14 protein-coding genes are annotated in these 21,781 nt (G+C 68.4%); 10 read left to right on the top strand and 4 right to left on the bottom strand.

Annotated features, from left to right (window positions below):
• Positions 1–21: 21 nt before the first annotated feature.
• The 4 genes from CRT60_RS08900 to tssA form a co-directional block, all read right to left on the bottom strand.
• A complete protein-coding gene (locus CRT60_RS08900; protein ID WP_098736048.1) occupies positions 22–510 on the bottom strand; it encodes an Hcp family type VI secretion system effector in 489 nt (162 codons plus the stop codon).
• A gap of 108 nt (positions 511–618) precedes the next feature.
• Complete coding sequence (tssC, locus tag CRT60_RS08895) at positions 619–2,115, bottom strand: type VI secretion system contractile sheath large subunit (protein WP_098736047.1); 1,497 nt, start codon at positions 2,113–2,115, stop codon at positions 619–621.
• Positions 2,116–2,119: 4 nt separating this feature from the next.
• Positions 2,120–2,659, bottom strand: a complete 540-nt coding sequence (tssB, locus tag CRT60_RS08890) for a type VI secretion system contractile sheath small subunit (RefSeq protein ID WP_098736046.1) — start codon at positions 2,657–2,659, stop codon at positions 2,120–2,122.
• Between the two features lie 83 nt (positions 2,660–2,742).
• Positions 2,743–3,804: a type VI secretion system protein TssA gene (gene tssA / locus CRT60_RS08885; protein ID WP_161958005.1), complete on the bottom strand. Its 1,062-nt coding sequence runs from the start codon at positions 3,802–3,804 to the stop codon at positions 2,743–2,745.
• 320 nt (positions 3,805–4,124) lie between these two features.
• On the opposite strand from tssA, the gene tagH reads away from it, so the two are divergent.
• The 10 genes from tagH to CRT60_RS08835 form a co-directional block, all read left to right on the top strand.
• Positions 4,125–5,594, top strand: coding sequence for a type VI secretion system-associated FHA domain protein TagH (gene tagH / locus CRT60_RS08880; protein ID WP_161958004.1), 1,470 nt, complete (start codon positions 4,125–4,127; stop codon positions 5,592–5,594).
• Positions 5,595–5,654: 60 nt separating this feature from the next.
• A complete protein-coding gene (tssK, locus tag CRT60_RS08875) occupies positions 5,655–7,001 on the top strand; it encodes a type VI secretion system baseplate subunit TssK (RefSeq protein WP_098736043.1) in 1,347 nt (448 codons plus the stop codon).
• A 221-nt stretch (positions 7,002–7,222) separates the two neighbouring features.
• Positions 7,223–8,377 carry a type VI secretion system protein TssL, long form gene (gene tssL / locus CRT60_RS08870; RefSeq protein ID WP_098736042.1) on the top strand — a complete coding sequence of 385 codons (1,155 nt, stop codon included), beginning with the start codon at positions 7,223–7,225 and terminating at the stop codon, positions 8,375–8,377.
• A 58-nt stretch (positions 8,378–8,435) separates the two neighbouring features.
• Positions 8,436–12,032: a type VI secretion system membrane subunit TssM gene (gene tssM, locus CRT60_RS08865; protein WP_098736041.1), complete on the top strand. Its 3,597-nt coding sequence runs from the start codon at positions 8,436–8,438 to the stop codon at positions 12,030–12,032.
• Positions 12,032–12,721, top strand: coding sequence for a type VI secretion system-associated protein TagF (gene tagF, locus CRT60_RS08860; RefSeq protein ID WP_098736040.1), 690 nt, complete (start codon positions 12,032–12,034; stop codon positions 12,719–12,721). Before tssM ends, tagF begins: the two co-directional genes overlap by 1 nt.
• Entirely contained in the window at positions 12,718–13,608 is an 891-nt protein-coding gene (locus CRT60_RS08855; protein WP_098736039.1) for a PP2C family protein-serine/threonine phosphatase, read from the top strand. Before tagF ends, CRT60_RS08855 begins: the two co-directional genes overlap by 4 nt.
• The gene (locus CRT60_RS08850; protein ID WP_098736038.1) at positions 13,605–15,875 is read left to right on the top strand and encodes a serine/threonine protein kinase; all 2,271 of its coding nucleotides are present in this window, start codon (positions 13,605–13,607) and stop codon (positions 15,873–15,875) included. The genes CRT60_RS08855 and CRT60_RS08850 overlap by 4 nt, the downstream gene beginning before the upstream one ends.
• 2 nt (positions 15,876–15,877) lie before the next feature.
• Positions 15,878–17,503: an alpha/beta fold hydrolase gene (locus tag CRT60_RS08845; protein ID WP_143273175.1), complete on the top strand. Its 1,626-nt coding sequence runs from the start codon at positions 15,878–15,880 to the stop codon at positions 17,501–17,503.
• Between the two features lie 368 nt (positions 17,504–17,871).
• Entirely contained in the window at positions 17,872–19,587 is a 1,716-nt protein-coding gene (locus CRT60_RS08840) for a ShlB/FhaC/HecB family hemolysin secretion/activation protein (RefSeq protein WP_098736036.1), read from the top strand.
• 74 nt (positions 19,588–19,661) lie between these two features.
• On the top strand, positions 19,662–21,781 hold a 2,120-nt coding region (locus CRT60_RS08835), incomplete at its 3' end, for a two-partner secretion domain-containing protein (RefSeq protein WP_161958003.1).

Genomic DNA, 21,781 nt, shown 5'->3' with positions numbered 1-21,781 from the left:
CGCCCCTCCCGGCGAATGGGATCAGAGCTTCTTGTTTTCCTTGACGCTCCAGCCGGCGTCCTTGAACGCCTCCATGCTGCCGTCCTGCTTCTGCTTGGCGTAAGACACCTTGATGGTCGAGAAGCCGAGCGTGACCTCCTCCAGCGGCTGGTGTTCCGGGCCGTTCGGGTCGCCGACCGAGTTGAAGCTCTGGACGAGCACGTCGGTCAGCAGGATCTTCAGGAAATCGCGCTGTTCGCCGCCGGCCTTGCGGACGATCAGGGTCGCCTGCTTGATGTGCTGGCCGTTGGCGCAGTGCAGGAACAGCAGGTGGGTGGCGCTGTCGGTGTGCTTCAGGAACTTCAGCGCCGAGAAATCCGCCTTACCCGCACCGCCGCCGCTGTTGTGCGCGAAGGTGCCGGACTGGGCGACGCCGAAGGAGAAGCTGCGGACGGCGATCTTGTCCTTGTACTTGGCGTCCAGCGATTCGCCGGGAATGCCGTCGATATCAATGAAAACGTCGTAAGCCATGTTTCAAGCTCCAATGGGTTGGTTGTAACGCAACGACCAGGATTTGGTCGGGACCGGGTTGAGCCGGACGGCCGTGCGCCGACGGAACGGGGCGCACGGCCTTCGGCATCAGGCCCCCCGACCCGACGGCAGCTTCGACACCAGCCGCAGCGACACGGTCAGGCCTTCGAGCTGGTAATGCGGGCGCAGGAAGAATTTCGAGGTGTAGTAGCCGGGATTGCCGTCGACCTCCTCGACCACCACCTCGGCGGCGGCCAGCGGCTTTTCAGCCTTGGTGGTCTCGCTGGAGTTGGCCGGATCGCCATCCACGTACTGGATGATCCACTCGCTCAGCCACTGCTCCGTTTCTTTGCGGCTCTTGAAGGAGCCGACCTTGTCGCGGACGATGCACTTCAGGTAATGGGCGAAGCGGCAGGTCGCGAACAGGTAGGGCAGGCGGGCCGCCAGATTGGCATTGGCCGTGGCGTCGGGGTCGTCGTATTCGGCCGGCTTGTGCAGCGACTGCGCGCCGATGAAGGCGGCGAAGTCGGTGTTCTTCTTGTGCACCAGCGGCATGAAGCCGTTCTTGGCCAGTTCCGCCTCGCGGCGGTCGCTGATCGCGATTTCCGTGGGGCACTTCATGTCCACGCCGCCGTCGTCGGTCGGGAAGCTGTGGACCGGCAGGCCCTCGACCGCGCCGCCGGATTCGATGCCGCGGATGCGCGACACCCAGCCGTAGGTCTTGAAGGAGCGGTTGATGTTGGCCGCCATGGCGTAGGCGGAATTCGACCAGGTGTATTTCCCGTGATCGGCCCCCTCGGCGTCCTCCTCGAAGTTGAACTCCTCGACCGGGTTGGTCTTGGCGCCGTAGGGCAGGCGCGACAGGAAGCGCGGCATGGCGAGGCCGATGTAACGCGAATCCTCGCTCTCCCGCAGCGAACGCCAGCCGGCGTATTCGGGGGTCTGGAAGATCTTGGTCAGGTCGCGCGGGTTGCTCAGCTCCTGCCAGCTGTCCATCTGCAGGACGGCCGGGGACACGCCGGCGATGAAGGGCGCATGGGCGGCGGCGGCGACCTGCGCCATCTGCCCCAGCAGCTCGACGTCCGGCGGGCTTTGGTCGAAATGATAGTCGCCCACCAGGCAGCCGTAGGGCTGTCCGCCCAGCTGGCCGAACTCTTCCTCGTACAGCTTCTTGAAGATCGGGCTCTGGTCCCAGGACGTGCCCTTGAACCGCTTCAGGGTCTTGCCCACCTCCTTTTTGGAGATGCTCATGACCCGGATCTTCAGCATCTCGTCGGTTTCAGTGTTGTTGACGAGATAGTGGAGGCCGCGCCAGGAGCCTTCCAGGGACTGGAAATCCTTGTGGTGCAGGATATGGTTGACCTGCTCGGTCAGCTTCTTGTCGATCTCGGCGATGATCGCCTGGATCGTGCCCGCGGCATCGCCCGACAGGACTTTGGCCGAACGCAGGGCCTCCTCGGCGAGGGTGCGGACGGCGTTCTGGACCTCGCTCCGCGCATTGTCGGAGCGCGGCTTGAATTCCTTCTGGAGGAGGGAGGAGAACTCATCGAGTTCCGCAACGCCGATGGACGTCTGGCCCTGGTGCAGAATGCTGGACTCGGTCATGGGATCAGCCTTCCGACGAGGTTTCGGTGGTCGCGTCGACGGATTCGGGCGCGGGCTTGGGGGCGGACGCCAGGGACTTCAGCAGCGCAGGGTCGCTCAGCGTCTTTTGGATCAGTTCCTCGGCGCCGGCCTTGCCGTCCATGTAGGTCAGCAGGTTGGAGAGCTGCGTGCGCGCCTCCAGCAGCTTGCGCAGCGGCTCGACCTTGCGGGCGATCGCCGCCGGCGAGAAGTCGTCCATGCTTTCGAAGGTGATGTCGACGCTGAGGTTGCCCTCGCCGGTCAGCGAGTTCGGCACCTGCAGGGCGACCCGCGGCTTCATGGCCTTCAGGCGCTCGTTGAAATTGTCGACGTCGATTTCGAGGAACTTGCGTTCTGCGACATTTTGCAGCGGCTCGGCAGGGGTGCCGTTCAGATCGGCCATCACGCCCATGACGAACGGCAACTGCACCTTCTTCTGCGCGCCATACAGTTCGACGTCATATTCGATCTGGACGCGCGGAGCACGGTTGCGGGCAATGAATTTCTGACTGCTTTGTGTCGCCATACCTCGGTTCCTCTCCATGTCCTCTGCCGATCAGGCGCGAGACGGTCGCGGGGGGCGCGAAACGCTCCGCCGGACGGCCACGGTCAGTCGTCGCGGCGGATGCCGCTGATGGTTTCGAATTGGCCGACCCCGTCCGGAGTCAGGTCGCGGAGCAAATCCATGAAATTCAGACCGACCAGGCGGCGCGCCCGTTGCAGGATCTGCGGCACCGGGCTGGATGGCTCGTTCTTCGCGTAATAGTCGCAAATCCTGTCGAGCGTCTTCACCACGTCCTCGTTCGACGCGATGACGCCGGCGGACGCCGGCCGCACCGCGGCGACGGCCGCCGGCACGCCGGTGGACGCGTCCTCTGCGGCCGGCGAGCCCGCCGTCCCCTGGTCCGCCTGGGCTTCCCCGCCGCCGGCCGCCCGCGCCGTCAGGCGGGCGTTCAGCAGGGTCGACGCCTCGCGCAGCACGCCGGCGATGGCGGAGAGGTCCACGGCGTTGGACGCGCCGACCTGATCGGTGACGTACATCTCGATGCGGCGGATGCGGTCGTAGCTGCGCTTCGCCGCCTCCGCCGTCGCCCGCAGGTCGTCGATGGCGCATTCCTGAAAGGCCGCGTCGACCAGCGACGTGTCGGTGCCTTCCGGCGGGTTGGCGGCGCTTGCCGCGACCACCTGCCGCAAGGTGAACCGTCCGGCCGTCCTTGCGGAGACGACGATGCTTTCGCGCACGGCGCGCAGCATCGTCTCGTGGTGGGCAAGTCCGGCGACGATGTTGACCCGCATGGTCGGGTCGTCGTCGTCGTCCGGGTCCAGTTGGGGATGGAGCGTCGGCCAGTACCGTTCCAGCAGGCCGTGGAAGACGTCGAGTCCCTGCGCCAGTCCCGGCAGCCCGTGCAGGCCGAGCAGGGCGCGGCACAGATGCAGGGCGACGCGAATATCCTTGGTACGCCCGAACAGCTCGGCCGTCAGGGCAAGGACCTCCCGCCATTCCGGCGGAACCGCGGGCTGGACGACATCGCCGAGCTGCCGCTCCGGCTGTCCCTCGGCTTTCTTTTCAAGCTCGGTGAACGCCGGGTCGTATTCGCAGTTCTCGCCTTCGGGCTTCGCGGGGGCGATTTCCCGAAGCATCGCCTCGACGTCAACGAATGCGGTCTCCAAGACCTTCTCCATGCACTTGAGGGTGCAGCATCAGGAGTCACAGAACGCCTTTTGGGCATTCTCAGGACCGACCGTCCGCCGATAAACGTTCGTATGCTATGGTTTCTACCGACAAAACGGACTGAATTGTTATCTATATGGATTTTTCAGGACTCAATTGGCGACACAGGTTCCACATATGCGTTTAATTGGATAATACCACTGGCGTATAGGTGTCAACATCGCCTATAAATTCAATCTAATTTCGTATGACGCCGCACCGCCGGGGCGGCCGAAATCCGAATCCATGCAAGCACCAGGCGAGACCGGACCGCGCGCTCATGCTCACTCTGCGTATCACCAAGGGTCGGTTGTGCGGGGCCGTGCGCACTCTGACGCGCACGGGTCTGATCGTCGGCCGGGGCAGCGCCTGCGACTGGATCCTTCCGGACGTCGACTGCATTCTGTCCAACCAGCATTTCAGGATTTCCTGGGTCGACGGGCAGTATGTGCTCACCGACACCAGTTCGAACGGCGTCTACCACAATCGCGCCGAGCATCCGATCGGGCGGGGCGGCTCGGTCGCTCTGGCCGATGGCGATTCGCTGGTGCTGGGCGATTATGAAATGGCCGTGTCGGTCGGGCAGGCGGCGGACCCTGTCGCGCTTTCTCCCTGGGACGAGGCCGTGTTCCAGGATTCGCTCGAAAGTCCCTTCTATGCCGGCGGCGAGGCGGAGCCGTTCTCCGGCTTGCGGACGCCCGCAACTCCTCCCGCGGCGACCCATCCCGACCACGTCCCGTTGGATCGGTCGCACTTCCAGCCGCCGAACCCGATCGAGGCTTTGCCGGACGACTGGCTCGAAAGCCTGGGGATTCCGCAGCAGCCGTCTTCGGGCAAACCGGAGGCCGCGCCGCTTCCGTTCGAACTCGACGCGTTCGACCCCGAAGCCCTGCGGCGGGATGCCGCGGCGCAACCGGCCCCGACCGCCCCGGCCCCCATGGCCGATGCCGACCGCCCGGCCTTCCCCCCGCCGCCGTTGTCCTCCACGCCGTTGCCACCGCCGCCGGTGTCTCCGGTGTCACCGCCCCCGGTTGCGCCGCCGGCAGGATTGGAGCCGGACCCGCCCGCCGCCCGCCCGCCCGCCCCGCCTCCTGTTCACGCGGCGTCTCCCGCGGCGCCTCCTGCCGTGGCGGATGACGGGGCGCTTCTCGCCGCCTTCCTGGACGGAGCCGGGCTTCCGCCCGCGGCGTTGTCCGGGACCGACCCGGTCGCCGCCATGCGTCTGGCCGGCGGCATCTATCGGCAGATGGTCGAGGGGTTGGCCGGTCTGCTCGCCGTCCGCGCCAGCCTGAAGAACGAGTTCCGCATCGACCGCACCACCATCGGCGTGCGCAACAACAACCCGCTGAAATTCTCGCCGGATCCGGCATCGACCGCGCAGCAGCTTCTGGAGGCGCCGCGGCCGGGCTTCATGCCCGGCGACGCCGCCGTCCGCGAAGGGTTCCGCGACCTTCAGCAGCACGAGCTTGCGACCAGCGTGGGCATGCATTCGGCGCTTTCGGCGCTGCTGCGGCGCTTCGACCCGGCGACGCTGAAGGAGCGGCTCGACCGCCAGTCGCTGCTGGCCAGCATTCTTCCGGCCGCCCGCCGGGCGCGCTACTGGGAGCTTTACGAGGGACTCTACAAGCAGATCGTCGCCGAGGCGGAGGACGACTTCCAATCGCTGTTCGGACGGGAGTTCGCCCAGGCCTACGAGCGGCAGGTCCGGAGCCTGTCCACGCCGGAGGACCAGCCGCCCGGGACGGCGTGACCGTGCGCGCGCCGGCAAGGCGACCTCAACCAATGCACCCGTTCAGCGGAGTCGAAGCGTATGTCGTGGGATAACAGGGTCGTCTGGTCCGAGGGCATGTTCGTCCTGCCCCAGCATTTCCAGCAGGCCGACCGCTATGTCGAACGTCTGGTCCGCGCGCGGGTCGCGGCGTTGCGGAGCTTTCCGTGGGGGCTGACCGGGCTGGAGATCAACCGGAACCTGCTGGCGACCGGCCAGTTCGCGGTAACCCGGTGCAGCGGCGTGCTGGAGGATGGAACCCCCTTCTCCATTCCCGACGACGCATTCCCCCCGCCGGCTTTCGAGGTGCCGGAAAACACGCGGGACTGCATCGTCTACCTGACCCTGCCCATCGTTCATCCCGGCGGGGTCGAGGTGGAGATGGACGACGTCACCCAGACCGTCGCCCGCTACAGCGCCCTGGAGGTGGAGGTCGGCGACAGCGTCGGCAGCGCCGGCGGATCCAAGGCGCGGCTGCATCTCGGCCGCCTGCGTCTGCGTTACGCGCTGGAAACCGATCCGCGCGCCGACACCGTCAGCATCGGGCTGGCCCGCATCGTCGAGGTCCGCCCGGACCGCTCGGTCGTTCTCGACGACCGCTACATCCCGCCCAGCCTGACGGCCGCCGCCTCGCCGGTGCTGACCGGCTTTCTGACCGAACTCCATGGGCTGCTGCGCCAGCGTGCTGTGTCGCTGGCCGGACGCGTGTCGGAATCCGGCGTGAAGGGGGTGGCGGAATTCGCCGACTACCTGCTGCTGCTGGTGCTCAACCGCTACGAGCCGGTTCTCGCCCATCTGGCCCAGATCGGCGCCATCCATCCGGAGGACTTCTTCCGGACCTGCGTGCAGATCGCCGGGGAGCTGGCGAGCATCTTCGCGAAAAGCCGGCGTCCGCCGGAGTTTCCGGTCTACCGCCACGACGATCTGCAGAAGAGCTTCGCTCCGGTGATGAGCGAATTGCGTCACGCGCTGACCATGATGATCGATTCGGCGGCGACGCCGCTGATGCTCCAGCAAACGAAATTCGGCATCTGGTACGCGCCTTTGACCGACCGGACGATGCTGTCCAACACCAGCTTCGTGCTGGCGGTGAAGTCGGCCGCCGCGGTGGAGACGTTGCGGGCCACCTTTCCCGGACAGGTCAAGATCGGGCCGGGCGACCAGATCCGCGACCTCATCACGTCGGCCTCGCGCGGGATCCACATCCGCGCGCTTCCGGTGGCGCCGCGGCAAATCCCCTACCACGCCGGCAAGGTCTACTTCGAGTTCGAGCGGAACGGGCCGCAGTGGGATGCCATGCGCTCCTCCGGCGGATTCGCCATCCACATCGCCGGTGACTTTCCGAACATCGAAATGGATCTCTGGGCAATTCGCGAGGTGACGTCGTGAGCGGAGACGATCCTTTCAACCCGTCCGACCGGACCGTCATCCGACCGACTCCCGGCGGACGGCGCCCCGCTGCTCCGCAGGAGTCGCCGGCCTCCGGCTGGCCGCCGCAGCCCACCCCGCCGGGCTCCCCCCCTCCGGACGCGGCGGCGCCGGTCCAGGCCGGGCAGGTGCGTCCCGCGGAGGGGAATCGCGGAGCGGTCCCAGGGGTCGGCGGACCCGTCGTGGCGACGGCGACCGGCATCCTTCTGATGGTTTGCAAGGTGCGCACGATGGTCGCCGCGCCGGACGTCGAGCGGCTGCACGGCCTGATGATCGAGGAAATCCGGAAGTTCGAGCAGCGGCTGCGCGCGATCGGCCTGCCCGGCGATCTGGTGCGCCACGCCCATTACGTGGTTTGCGCCACGGTGGACGACCTCGTGCTGAACACGCCCTGGGGCGGCAGCAGCCTGTGGGCGCGCCAGGGCATGGTGGGCACCTTCCACCGCGAGACGCTGGGGGGCGAGCGGTTCTTCGACAACCTCGCCCAGCTGAAGGCCTCGCCCGGCCGCAATGCCGGCGTCCTGGAACTCATGTATCTGTGCCTCAGCCTCGGCTTCCAGGGGCACATGCGCATCACGCCGCGTGGCGGCGAGGAGATCGCCCGCCTGCGCGAGGACCTGTATCGCCTGCTGCGGCGCGAGGGAACGGAGGACGGGCTGTCCCCGCATTGGATGGGGGTGCGCGAGCCGGCGCGCCGACTGTCGACCATCATCCCCCTTTGGGTGATCGGTGCTGCGGCCGGCGCGCTGCTTCTGCTCGCCTATGTCGGCTTCAGCTTCGCGCTGAACGGCGCCTCGGACAGCCTGTTCGGCCGTCTGGCCGCGCTGCCGCAGCGCGGCATCGTTCTGGTCGCCCGGCCGCCCCTGCCGCCGCCGCCGGTTCCAGTGCAGCTCCAGCAGGCGCCGCGCATCAAGAAGTTCCTGGAGCGCGAGATCGCCGAAGGGCTGGTCACCGTGACGGAAACGATGGACAGCATCGTCGTCCGCATCCGCAACCGCGGCCTGTTCGCCTCCGCCAGCACCACGGTGGAGGCCCCCTTCCTGCCGACCATCGACCGGATCGCCCAGGCGCTGGAAGGCGAGAAGGGCAAGGTCACCATCATCGGACACACCGACAACCAGCCGATCCGTTCCGTCCGCTTCCCCTCGAACTGGAGCCTGTCGGTGGCCCGTGCGGATGCCGTCGCGGCGCTGATCGGCCGGACCCTGACCGACAAGACCCGGGTCAAGACCGTCGGCAAGGCGGATTCCGATCCGGTCGTCGGGAACGACACGCCGGAGGGCCGGGAGCAGAATCGCCGCATCGACGTGGTGCTCAGCAAGGGAGACGGACCATGACCGGCCTCCGTCGCCCGTCCGCTTTCCCTTCCCTTCCCCCTCGCCGGATCCCGCGGCCATGACGTCCATGATCAACATCCTGACCGCCCGCTGGTTCACGACCCTCGTCGGAGCCTTGGTGCTGTGTCTGCTCGTGTGGTTCGTCGGACCGCTGGTCGCCATCGGCGACGCCCGTCCGCTGGAGGCCGATCTCGTCCGGTTCGCCGTGGTGCTGGTCGTGCTCGTCGCCTGGGGCGTGGCGAACATGCTGGCGCTGTCCCGTGCGAGGAAAACCGAAGCGGAACTGGTGGAGGCGGTGACCGGCGGCGCCGACGCCGGTGGCGGGAGTGGCGGCGACGCGGCGGCGGCGGAGGTCGCCACCCTGAAGGCGCGGCTGGACGAGACCGTCGCGCTTCTGCGCAGGTCGAACGCCAAGGGCGCACGGGGCAGACGCTTCCTCTATGAAATGCCCTGGTACATGATGATCGGCCCGCCGGGATCGGGCAAAAGCACGGCGCTGGAGAATTGCGGGCTCGTAAAGCATGCCGCCGGCCGGTCCGGCCGCAGCGCGGTGCGCGGCGTCGGCGGCACCCGCAACTGCGAGTGGCTCTTCACGGAAGAGGCCGTGCTGATCGACACCGCCGGCCGCTACACCACGCAGGACAGCAACGAGTCGGTGGACGCGGCGGGCTGGCACGGCTTTCTCGACATGCTGAAGAAGACGCGGCCGCGCCAGCCGATCAGCGGCGCCATCGTCGCGATCAGCCTCGCCGATCTGGCCGGCGGCTCGGAGTCCGAGCGCGCGTCCCATGCCCAGGCCGTCCGTCAGCGGCTGAACGAGCTGTACGGCACCTTCGGCGTGCGCTTCCCGACCTATCTGCTGCTGACCAAGGCCGATCTGATCGCCGGCTTCACCGAATTTTTCGATGACCTCGACAAGGGGCAGCGCGAGCAGGTCTGGGGCGCCACTCTGCCCTATTCCCCGGACCCCGACGTGACGGCCGAGGGCGGCTTCGCGCAGGAGTTCGACCTGCTGCAGGAGCGGCTGAACACCCGCCTGCACGACCGCCTCCAGCAGGAGTCCGACCCCGCCCGGCGCAGCCTCATCTTCGGCTTCCCGGCGCAGGTGGCATCCCTGCGGGAGCCTGTCACGCAGTTCCTCGCCGACGTGTTCGAGGGCAGCCGCTACGAACACAAGCCGCTGCTCCGCGGCGTCTATTTCACCAGCGGAACGCAGGAGGGGACGCCGATCGACCGTCTGACCGCGAACATCGCGCGGATGGTCGGGGCCGGGCAGGCCGCCGTGTCGCCCTTCACCGGCGGCGGCCGCGCGTATTTCCTGACCAACCTGCTGCGGGGCGTCATCTTTCCCGAAGCCAATCTGGTCAGCACCAACCCGCAGCTCGAACGGCGGCTGCTGTGGATGCAGCGCGGCGTCCTGGCGGCGACCGCCGTGACCGTGCTTGCGGCGCTCGGCGCCTGGACCTGCAGCACCGTGGAAAACCGCTCCCTCATCGCCGAAGGGGAGGCCGCCACCGACCGCTTCGTCGAGCAGATCGAAAGCGTGCCGAAGAACGCCGGGCAGACCCTGCGCCTGGAGGCCGTCCTGCCGCCTCTGGACACGATGCGGGCGCTCGCCCTCAAGGATGGGCAGCCGATCCCGGTCGGGGCGACCTTCGGCCTCTACCAGGGCGACAAGATCTATGCCCAGGCGGCCGGAACCTACAGCCGCGCGCTGAACGCGCTGCTGCTGCCGCCTCTGGTCTACCGGCTGGAGGCGCAGATCCGCCAGAACCAGCAGAACACCGAATTCCTGTACGAGGCGCTGAAGGTCTACCTCATGCTCGGCGGCCAGGGTCCGCTGGACGCCGCCCTGGTCCGCCAGTGGATGGCGCTCGACTGGGGCGGGCTGTACCCGGATCCGGCCGGCGGACCGATGCGCGAGACGCTGCTGGGCCATCTCAACGCCCTGCTGTCGGCTCCGCTGACCCCGGTGCCACTCGACCAGCCGCTGGTCGAGCAGGCGCGCCGCCAGCTCGCGCGGTTCCCGCTGGCCGAACGCGCCTATGCCCAGCTCCGGCAGGTTCCCGCCGCCCGCAAACTGCCGGAATGGCGCGTCGTCGACATCGGCGGTCCGGCGGCTGGACGGGTGTTCGCCCGGCGATCCGGCAAGCTGCTTTCGGAGGGCATCCCCGGCCTCTACACGCGGGACGGCTTCTACACCGTCCTGCTTCCCAGCCTGACCACCATAGCCGAGGATGTCGCCCGCGAAAGCTGGGTTCTTGGCGATCCGGGCCGGGGAGATCAGAACCGCGGAGACCAGGGCCGGGGGGAACAGGGCCGCGAGGCCGACGCCGGGCAGGTCGGGCAGCTGTCCCGCGACGTCCTCCAGCTCTACCTCAACGACTACATCGCCCGCTGGGACGGCGTGCTCGCCGACCTGACCCTGGTTCCGATGCAAACGGCGTCCGTCGCCGCCCAGGTGGCGAGCGAGCTGTCCGGGCCGGCGTCGCCGCTGCGCAACGTCCTGCTTGCCGCCAATGCCCAGACCAAGCTGGCCGCCGGGAAGTCGGCGACGGCCGACGCGGCGGCGACCGTGACCAACGTGGCGACCGCGGCCAAGCTGCCGGGGGGCGACCGGCTCGCCTCGGTCATGGCCACGACCACCGCTGCCGCCAACGCGCTTCCGGAACCGGGAAAGGCCGTGGACGACCATTTCGCGCCGCTGCACAGCTTCGTCGAGGGCCGGACGGGCGTCGCGGGGGCATCGCTCGACGACCTGATGCGGCTGCTGAACGACCTTTACCTGCAATTGAACCGTGCCCAGGGAGGCGGGCCGACCGGCGTGCCCGGCGTGCCCGGTGCGGCGCTCGGCCCTTCGCCGGCCCAGCAGATCGCCGCCGTGGCATCGCGCATGCCGGGTCCCGTCGCGGCGCTGGCCCAGCAGATGGGCCGGGCCGGCTCCAGCGCCACGGTGGGCACCACCCGCACCGAGCTGAACGCCCAATGGACGGCACAGATCCTGCCCTTCTGCCGGCAGGCGACGGAAAACCGCTATCCGGTCTACCGTTCGGGCGCGGCGGACGTGATGCTGGCTGACTTCGCAAAGCTGTTCGGCCCGAACGGCCTGATCGACAGCTTCTTCAACCAGCAGCTCCGCCCCTATGTCGACATGACGCGCCAGCCCTGGCAGTGGCAGAAGGTGGACGGCGCCGATCTGGGCATCGCGTCCGGCGTCCTGGCGCAGTTCCAGCGCGCCATCGCCATCCGCGACACCTTCTTCTCCGGCGGCGCCGGGCCGATGGTCAGGTTCGACCTCGTGCCCACCATGTTCGACAGCGGCGTGACGCAGGCGGTCATCGAGGTGGACGGGCAGCCCGTGAAGCTGGTCGCCGGCCAGACGCGCCCCCTGCCGGTGCAGTGGCCGGGGCCGAGCCCGCAGACCCGCGTGACCGTGAACGACGGCCAGACGCCCGATATGACGGTGGATGGCCCCTGGTCGTGGTTCCGGCTGCTCGACCGTGCGAAGGTCGCCGGCAGCGGCATGCGCGACCGGATAACGGTGACGCTCGCCGCCGGTGGCGGCAACATCGGGTTCGAGCTGCGGGCCGGCAGCGTTCTCAATCCCTTCGCGATGAAGGAGTTGAGCGAGTTCCGCTGTCCGGGGGCCCTGTGATGGCGGCCGAGGCGGGCTGGGCCGGCGCCGGGTTCCACGGCAAGCTGCCTGTCCGGGGCGACTTCGTCACCCGGAACCTGCCGGCGCCGGTCGTGGAGGCTTTGGACGACTGGCTGCAGGACGGCATTGCGCACAGCCGCGACCGGCTCGGTGCCGATTGGCTGGACCTCTATCTGAGCAGCCCGATCTGGCATTTCGCGCTCGATGCCGCCATTGCCGGGCCCGCCGCCCTGACCGGCCTCATGATCCCCAGCGTCGATCGGGTCGGCCGCTATTTCCCGCTGATGGTGCTCGGCCCACTGGAGGCGACGGGAGGCCTGGTCGAACCCGCGCTCCGCCACCGGTCCTGGCGGGACCGCGCCGAGAAGGCCGCCCTGCTCGCGCTTGACGACGGGGTGGACCTGGAGCGGTTCGAGCGGGAGGTCGCGGCGCTCGGCGTTCCGGACGGGACGGCGGGCTTCGCCCCGCTGGACACCGCCGCCGCCGGCCTGGCGGAGGACGCGCTGCGGGCGCGGCACGGCGACCGGATCAGCCTGTGGTGGACCGCGGGGTCGGAGCGGGTGGCCCCGGTGCTGCTCGCCGCCGCCGGCCTTCTGCCGGCCGATCTCTTCACCAGCCTGCTCGACGGCGACTGGACACGGCTGAACGGGCTTGCAGCCTCGATGCGACCGCTGGGAGGCCGGATATGACCGCCTATGGCAGAACCACCCGTCTCGGTCCTCTGACCGTCCGCTCGGCGGCCGCCACCCATGTCGGGCGCGTGCGCAAGCTGAACGAGGACAGCCTGCTCGACCGGTCCGAGATCGGTCTGTGGGCGGTGGCGGACGGCATGGGCGGCCATCAGCGCGGCGAATACGCCAGCGCCGCCATCGTCCAGGCGCTGGAGGCGATTGCCGCCCCGGACGGTGCGCCGGCCCTGATGGCCGCCGTCAAGGGAGGGCTGGAGGCGGTCAACGGACAGCTCCGGCTCCAGGGCCAGCGGAGCGGGGGGCCGATCGCCAGCACGGTCGTCTGCCTGCTGCTGTCCGGCTGGAGCTTCGCCTGCGTCTGGGCCGGCGACAGCCGGCTCTACCTGTTGCGCGACGGCCGCATTTTCCGGGTCAGCCACGACCACAGCGTCGTGCAGGAACTGGTGGACGCCGGCGCCCTGCACCCGGACGAGACGGCCAGCCATCCGCGCGGCAACGAAGTGACCCGCGCCGTCGGCGCCTTCGACGAACTCGGGCTGGACATGCGGCAGGGCCGCGCGCAGCCGGGCGATCTGTTTTTGCTGTGCAGCGACGGCCTGACCAAACTCGTCGCCGACCAGGAGCTGGCCACCCTGCTGGCCGCGCCCGACCTTCCCGGCACCGACCTCGCCGCTGCCGTCGACAGGCTCATCGCCACCGCGCTGGAGCGCGGCGGGTCCGACAACGTGACGGTTGTGGCGGTTTCCTGCCAAGCCGCACCGGGCACGGACGATGTCGACACCCTCGTGCTGAAAAAGCGCCCCACCGCCATCGAGGGATCCCACGCCGCCGCCCCGATGGCGGCGTATCCGGGATCCGGTGGCAACGCCGATGAGTCCGTTCAATGACGCTGCCGCACGACGATCCTTCCGCATCGCAGACCGCTCCGGCCGATGGCACCGCCACGCCGGGTACGCTTCCGTCCGATGCGCTGCCGGTCAATGCGCCGACCGTGATCGCTCTCGGCAGCGGACGGGAAACCGCGGTGCCCGTTGCCACCGTCCCCCCTGTGGGGCAGGTCGCCACGCAGATCGTCGCGTCGGGGGCGTCGGGGGCGACGGCGGTGCCCGCGCCGGCGGTCACCGCCGGTCCAGCCACCGCCGGTCCATGGACGGGCTCCGGCGCGTCGATGGCCGTCCAGCCCGGCATGGTGCTCAGCCATACCTTCATCGTCGAGCAGGTGGTGGCGCGCGGCGGCATGGGCGAAGTGTACCGGGCGCGCCATGTCGAGTTGAACACGCTGCACGCCATCAAGGTCATCCTGCCCGAACTGGCCCAGGATCCCAAGCTGGTGGACCTGTTCCGGCGCGAGGCTTCGGTTCTGCGTCAGGTGCGGCACGACGCGGTCGTCGCCTATGACGGGATCAACCGGGACGAGTTCGGCCGCCTGTTCCTGGTCATGGAGTTCGTCGACGGTCCTTCGCTGACCGCGGTCATGCGCGACGGTCCGTTCAGCGCCTCGGATGCGACGGTGCTGCTGGACCGCATCGCCGCCGGTCTGGCCGCCGCGCATGAGAAGGGGGTCGTTCACCGCGACATCTCTCCCGACAACATCATCCTGCCCGGCCGCCGGATCGAACTGGCCAAGATCATCGACTTCGGCATCTCCAAACAGACGGCGCCGGACGCGGCAACCATCATCGGCGACGGGTTCGCCGGGAAATACTCCTACGCCTCGCCGGAGCAGATCGGGATGCATGGGGGCGTGGTCGACGCCCGGTCCGACATCTACAGTTTCGGACTCGTCCTCGCCGCGGTCCTGTTCGGCCGGCCGCTCGACATGGGCAACTCGCCGCAAAGCGTGATGGAGCGCCGGATGCGGGTGCCCGATCTCGGCACCGTTCCGTCGCCGTTGCGGGAGGTGCTGACCGAAATGCTGGCGCCGGACCCTGCCAGACGGACGCAATCGGCGGCCTCGCTGATCGGCATATGCAACGCTCGGTCCCGTGCCGCGTCCAAGGCGGGGAACGGTGCCGGCAAGGGCTCCCGCCCTGTCGCGCTGATCGTTGCCGCCGGTCTCGCCGCTGCGGCCCTGATCGGCGGGGTGGGGGGCTACCTGGCGCTTTCCGGCCCGGCATCCGACCGCCCGCCTCCGCCGATCGCCGACAAGCCAGTCGACAAGCCCGCTGAAAAAGTTGCTGAAAAAGCCGCTGAAAAAGTCATCGTGAAGTCCGCCGAGCTTGTCCCATCGCCGCCGGCCCTGGCGCCGACTGTGGCTCCGGCCGTGACGCCGATAGCGCCCTCTCCGGCAGCGCCTCAGGCATCCCCACCGGTCGCCCTTGCTTCGGCACAACCTGCGACCCTGCCGCCGGTCCCGCCGCCGGTCGCGCCCCCTGTTGCGGCGGGCGGGTCGCCCGCCGTGCTTCAACCGCCCGCCATCCAGGCGCCCCCTGCTCAGATCGCCGCCTTGCGGCCTGCGCCGACGCCGGACGATGTGCGGACGCGGCTGGAGCAGGCCCGCCGGAGCCTGTCCTGCGCGGGGCTGCACATCGACAGGTCCGGCGGCGGCCGTTTCGCGGTTTCGGGCTATGCGGGGTCGGACGCCGACCTCCGTCTTCTCAACGACCGGTTGAGCGAGCTGACCGTGGAGAGCAGGATCGACCTGTCGCTGTCGGTCCGTCCGTGGCCCTTCTGCGAGGCGTTGGCCATCGCCATTCCGCCCACCGAAGCCATGCGTGGCGAGCATGTGCAGATCGGCCTCAACAAGCCGTCCCTCGTCTACCGTGACGGGGAAACGCTGCTGGTGACGGTCAAGGCCGGCATGCTCAGCGGCCATCTCACCGTCGATTACCTGGATCTCGACGGCAACATCGTGCACATGGTGCCCATGCCTCTCCGCCGCGACGGCCGGATCAACGCGCGGCAGTCGATCACGCTGGGCGCCGAAGCGAACAAGGTCGACAAGAACACGCGGGTCTACGACATCTCCGCCCCCTTCGGGCCGGGCATGATCCTGGCGGTGCTGACGGCGAAACCGCTGTTCGCCGCGGACCGGCCGGAGGTCGAGCGCGCCTCCGACTATCTCCCGGCTCTGCGGGCCAAGCTGGCGAATCTTGGGGAAGGCAACCGCGAACTGGCCAGCGACGCGGTCTTCTTCACGACGGTCGCCCGCTGAGAATGGCTCCCATTCCATTGCGCCGGATCGGGTTTGCTGCCCTTCTGCTCGCCGTCCCGGCGGGTGCGGCAGCCCTATGGACGCTGGGCATCCGGCCACCGGCGGCACCTGAGCCGGCAGCTCCGCCGGTCGTCGCCGTCGCCGTGCCGCCGCCGGTGGCCGCAGCGCCGCCTGCACCGGTCTACGGCAGTTTGCGTCCGGCACCATGTCCGTCGCCCGACCCGGCCCCACCCTCCGCCCCCTCTCCGCGCTGTGCCGCCCTGACGGTGCCGCAGGATTGGGACCATGCCGCGGGTCCGGTGGTGGACGTGTTCGTGACGGTGTTGCCGGCCACCGGCCCGGCACCGCATGCGGAGCCCGTGCTGGTGTTGACGGGCGGCCCCGGACAGGCGGGCAGCGACGAGATCGGCTCCGCCGGAGCCATGCTGAAGGCGATGCGCGCCCGCCGCGACATCATTCTGCTCGACCAGCGGGGAACCGGCCGTTCCGTTCCATCGCTCCGCTGCCCGGCCATAGATCCCATGCGCTTCTGGTACGGCGGCCTGACGGCCGACGACGTGCTGGGATGCCTCGGCCCGGTGCAGGCGGCCGGCTATCGCCTGGAGCATTTCGACACGCGGCAGAGCGCGCTGGACGTTTCCGCCCTGCGGCATGCGCTCAACCTCCCGAACTGGAACGTCGTCGCGACCTCTTACGGCACCATCCTGGCGCAGGAGCTGGTGCGCGAGGACGGCGATGCGATCCGGACGCTGACCCTGAATTCCCCGACAACGGCCTCCGCGACCTGGCTGGACGATGACCGGCTGGCATCGGTGCAACGCGTATTCCGAACGTTGGCCGAAGATTGTGCGGCGATGACCGATTGCGCCCGGCATTTCCCCAGCCTGGCCGGCGCGGTTCCGCGGATTGCCAAGGCGCTGTCCGCGAAGCCGCTGACCTTGCGTGTGCGCGACCCGCGCAACGGCCGCGAGTCCGAACTCCGGCTGGGGTGGCCGGTCATTGCAGGAACCCTGGCCTTCCATCTCGGAACCGGCGCCGAAATGGTTCGGGTGCCCGCCATGCTGGACTATCTCGACAAGGTAAGCGCCGACCGCCAGGGAGCCGACATGCGGCGGCTGACGGACATCCTGGCGCCGGAGCCCTTCTGGCGGATATTCGACCACCTGGCCTACGGCCTCAATCTGGTCATCGGTTGCCGCGAGAACCGCCCGCGCATCGACGCCCGCGCCGCCCGTGCCGCCGGCGCGGCCTATTACCCGCAGGTGGTCGCCGAAGCCATCGAGACCGACTACGACATTGCCTGCCCGGCGCTGAAACTGCCGCCGGCGGACCCGGCCTTCTACCGCCCGGTGGCGGCGAACATTCCCGCCCTGATCCTGACGGGGGTCTACGACACGCTGTCGCCGACGGTGCAGGCGGAGGCGCTTGCGAAGGGGTTCGGCGGCGCGAAAATCGTCCGCTTCCGTGGATTGGGCCATGATGTGCTGGGCGCCAGCTCCTGCGCCGGGGCGATCGCGGCGCGCTTCGTCGAGACCGCCGGAACGGAAGCGCCGCAAGACTGCGCGGACCGGTTCCTGCCTCCATCCTTCGATACCACGCTGCTGGGGGGCGAGGAGGCGAGACGGTGACATCCATCCGAGATCAGGCCGGCGCCGGCCGGGGGGATCGCCGTCGGCCGTGGGACAGGCTGTCCGCCTTATGCTCCAGGGACTGCCTCTTTCGCGAGCATATGGAATCCACATGCACTTTGTTGCGAGTGATTTAAAAGCAACGCACCTATGGCAAGATGTATGATGTCGTCTTGCGACGACCAGAGCGCTTGACCGATGGCATATGCTCTTGTTAATCCACTCCTGGGCGGATTTCCATCTCACCGGTTGATGGTAAGTCAGTCCTGAATAGGAAGGGTTGTGGTCTCTTCGCGCAAAGCGCATCGAATTTGTCTCAACGGCCTTGTTCCTGTGTCCGGAACCGGCGCGAACTGTCGGAAGAAGAAATGCGAAAACTTCCCGGTTTCCTCCGCGTTGGCATGGTCGGCCTTGCTCTGGCGACCGTGGGGCAGACCGGTTTTGCACAGGGCCTGCCGTCGGACATCTCCAAGGCATTGCGCCTGCCGGGCGATGTGGAGCCCGGCCGCGGGACCGAGCGCGTCGCCCCTCCCCGCATGGATGACACGGAGCCGGGTGCCATCTCGGTTCCGCAGTCGGCCACCAGCAAGGCTCCGGCGGGAGCGCAGCGCACGACGCTTTTGCTGAAGAACATCGAGTTCGTCGGGATGGAGGCGTACACACAAGAGGAATTCGCGCCTCTCTTCGCCCCCCTGATCGGCACGACCGTCTCGCTGGAGTCGCTGTTCGAACTGGCCGACAAGATCGCGACGCGGTACCGCGAGGATGGTTATTTCCTGAGCCGGGCCCTGGTGCCGGCCCAGACCATCCGTGACGGCGTCTTCAAGATCCAGATCATCGAAGGCTATGTCAGCGACATCGTGATCGACGGCGACGCCGGTCCGGCCGAACCGCTGATTCGCGGCTTCGTCGAAAAAATCGTCGCGCACCGCCCGGTCAGCCTGTCCGACGTCGAACGCTATCTCCTTCTGGCCAACGACATCCCCGGCTATACGGTGCAGAGCAATTTCCGGCGCTCCAGCACGGCGGTCGGGGGTGCGCAGATGGTCGTCACCGCCCAGCGCAAACCGTTCGACGGCTATGTCTCCGTCGACAATTACGGCTCCCATTATCTGGGGCCGACCACCGTCGTCGGCGGCCTGTCGGCCAATTCCTTCACGCCCTTCGGCGAGCGGACCAGCCTCACGGCCCTGAGCACGAGCCAGTTCAGCGAACAGAAGATGGCGCAGCTGACCTACGAGCAGTATGTGGGCAGCGAAGGCCTGTCGGTGCAGGGTTTCGCCCTCTACGGAAAGGTCGCTCCCGGCTTTCTGCTGAAGCCGCTCGACGTCCGCGGCAAGACGATCAAGCTCGGAGCGAGCTTCCGCTACCCGCTGCTGCGCTCGCGCGACCTGTCGGTCTATGCGGGTGGCGCCTTCGACTATCTGAACGGCGACACCTACGTGTCCAAGGCCCAATACACCCAGGACCGGCTGCGGGTGGTGCAGGGCAGCCTGACGGCCAACATGCGCGACAGCCTGATGGGGGGCACGGCGCTGACGTTCAAGGTCCGTCAGGGCCTTCCCATCATGAACGCCAGCACCTCGTCCAGCCCGCTTCTGTCCCGCGTCGGCGGCAGCGGGGAGTTCACGAGCTACCGCATCGACGTTTCCCGCGTGCAGACGATCATCCCGCCGCTCGAACTCGTGCTCAGCGCCGCCGGCCAATACAGCCGGCGCCCCTTGCTGGCGAGCGAGCAGTTCGCGGTGGGCGGCACCGCCTTCGGGCGCGGCTACGACCCGGCGGCGCTGTCCGGCGACCGCGGTGTCGCGGCATCGGCCGAACTGCGTTACCCGCTCGCCCTCGGGCTCGACCTGCTCGACTCCGTCACACCCTACTCGTTCGTCAACACCGGTCACGTGCGGAATTGGACGGGGACGCAGCTCCAGGGACATCTCTGGTCCGCCGGCGCCGGGTTGCGGATGAACTTCATCGAAGGACTTGCCGGTCATGTCGAGGTGAGCCGTCCGCTGACGGCCACGATCATCGACAACGACAGCTCTCATAACACGCGCTTCAACTTTTCACTGACCTACCAGTACTGACCCTGGCCCAGGGCCGGCGGTTCCGTGCCGGCCAGGCGACGACAGAGACAGCGCGCAGACAAGGGATGCGGATCATGCGGAAGCCCTCGGTATCGAAGAGCTTGAAGACGGCCTCCCGCCCGCGGAACCGCGGCCGTCATCCCGCAGCCACAGTCAATCCGGCGGGCGTCGCCGCAGGCCAGGACTTCCGGGTCAATGGTTTCCGGCTCCAGGGCCTCCGGGTCCCGCGCGGCCGTTTCCTGGAGACGTCGGCCCTCACCGGCGTTCTCGCGCTGGCGGGATGCCTGGCCGTCGGCGCCTTGGTCCTCGGCGGCGCCTCGGCCTTTGCCAACCCGGTGAACGGCACCGTCGTCGACGGTTCGATCTCCATCGGCGGGCAGCCGGGGGAGCTGGTCGTCCGGCAGTCCACCGACAAGGCGATCATCGACTGGCAGAGCTTCAACATCGGCGTGGGCGAACTTACCCGCTTCGTGCAGCCCAGCGCTAACTCCATCACGCTCAACCGCGTCACCGGCGGCATGCGGTCGGACATCGCCGGCTCGCTCCAGGCCAACGGCAACATCTGGCTGGTCAATCCCAACGGCGTTCTGATCAAGAGCGGCGCCCGCGTCGACGTGGGTGGCCTGCTCGCCACCACCGCCGACATCCGCAACCAGGACTTCATGGCGGGCGCCTACGGCTTCGATCGCGCCTCCGCCAATCCGAACGCCACTGTCGTCAACGAGGGGACCATCACCCTGGCCGACCGCGGCATCGCCGCCCTGGTTGCGCCGCATGTCCGCAATTCCGGCCTGATCGAGGGGCGCCTGTCGCAGGTTGTCCTGGCCGGCGCCCCGACCTTCCTGGTCGATTTCCAGGGCGACGGCCTGATGCGGTTCGAAGCCACCGGCGTGGTGGAGAAGGCGCCGGAGGGCGTGCAGGAACTCGTCCGCAACAACGGCGTCGTTCGCGCTCCCGGCGGGCGGGTCACCATGACCGCGCGCGCCGCGAGCGGTATCCTCGACAAGGTCATCAACATGGATGGCGTCGTCGAAGCCCAGAGCGTCCAGACCGTCAATGGCACCATTGTTCTGTCCGGCGAGGACAGCGGCACGGTGGCCGTATCCGGACGGCTCGACGTGCAGGGAACCGATCCGGGCACGGTCGGCGGCACCGTCCAGGTCAGCGGCCAGAAGGTGGCGGTCGAAAGCAGCGCCCGGATCAATGCCCAGGGCCGACGCGGCGGCGGCACCGTCCAGATCGGCGGCGGTGCCCAGGGCAAGGGGCTGCGTTTCACCGCGAAGCAGACCAAGGTTGCGGCCGGTGCCCGCATCGACGCGAGCGCCACCGAGCGCGGCGACGGCGGCCAGATCGTCGTGTGGTCGGATCATTCGACTGAGTTCAGCGGGTCGATCGTGGCACGCGGCGCCGGGACCGGCGGAAACGGCGGCTTTGCCGAAGTGTCCGGCAAGTCCGCTCTCAATTTCCGTGGGTCGGTCGACCTTGCCGCGGCCGGGCAAGGCCGGGGCGGCACGCTTCTGCTCGACCCGACCGACATCACCATCGGCAACGCCGATGCGAACGTCACCGGCGCGCCGAGCTATCAGCCCGACGGAACCAATCCGGCGGCGGCGACGATCGATGCCGCGACGCTCGGCGGTTTCCTCAACGCCGGAACGAACGTCACCGTCGTTACGACCAGCGCCGGCGGTGGTACCGGGAACATCCTGGTCGCCGCGCCGATCACCATGAACGGTGTCGGAAACACTGCCACCCTGTCCCTGCAGGCGGATGGCGGAATCACGGTTCAGAACACGGGTTCGATCGCCAGCACAGCCGGCACGCTGAACGTGACGATGAACGCCAACGGCGGCGGTGTCTCGATCGACGGCGCAATCTCCATCACCGGAAATCTGTCAATCACCGCCGCAGGCTCCATCCTGCAGTCGGCAGCTTTGACTGTGGGCGGAACCTCGTCCTTCACCGCGGGTGCCAACGCGATCACGCTAAGCAACGCCGGCAATGCGCTGACGGGGGCGGTGACGCTGAGCAACAGCGGCACCAACGACGCGTCGCTGACCAACACACTGGCGACCTCGCTGAGCGGCACGGTCGGGCAGGACCTGACGGTGATCAGCGGCGGGACGCTGGGCTTCGGCGCGACGACGGTGGGCCGCACCCTGACGGCCACGGCGAGCGATGCGGTGACGCAGAC

This window comes from Azospirillum palustre (genome assembly GCF_002573965.1).
Taxonomy (GTDB): Bacteria; Pseudomonadota; Alphaproteobacteria; order Azospirillales; family Azospirillaceae; genus Azospirillum; species Azospirillum palustre.
Note: the sequence above shows the minus strand (reverse complement) of the source record. Positions and strands in the feature narration are given on the sequence as shown.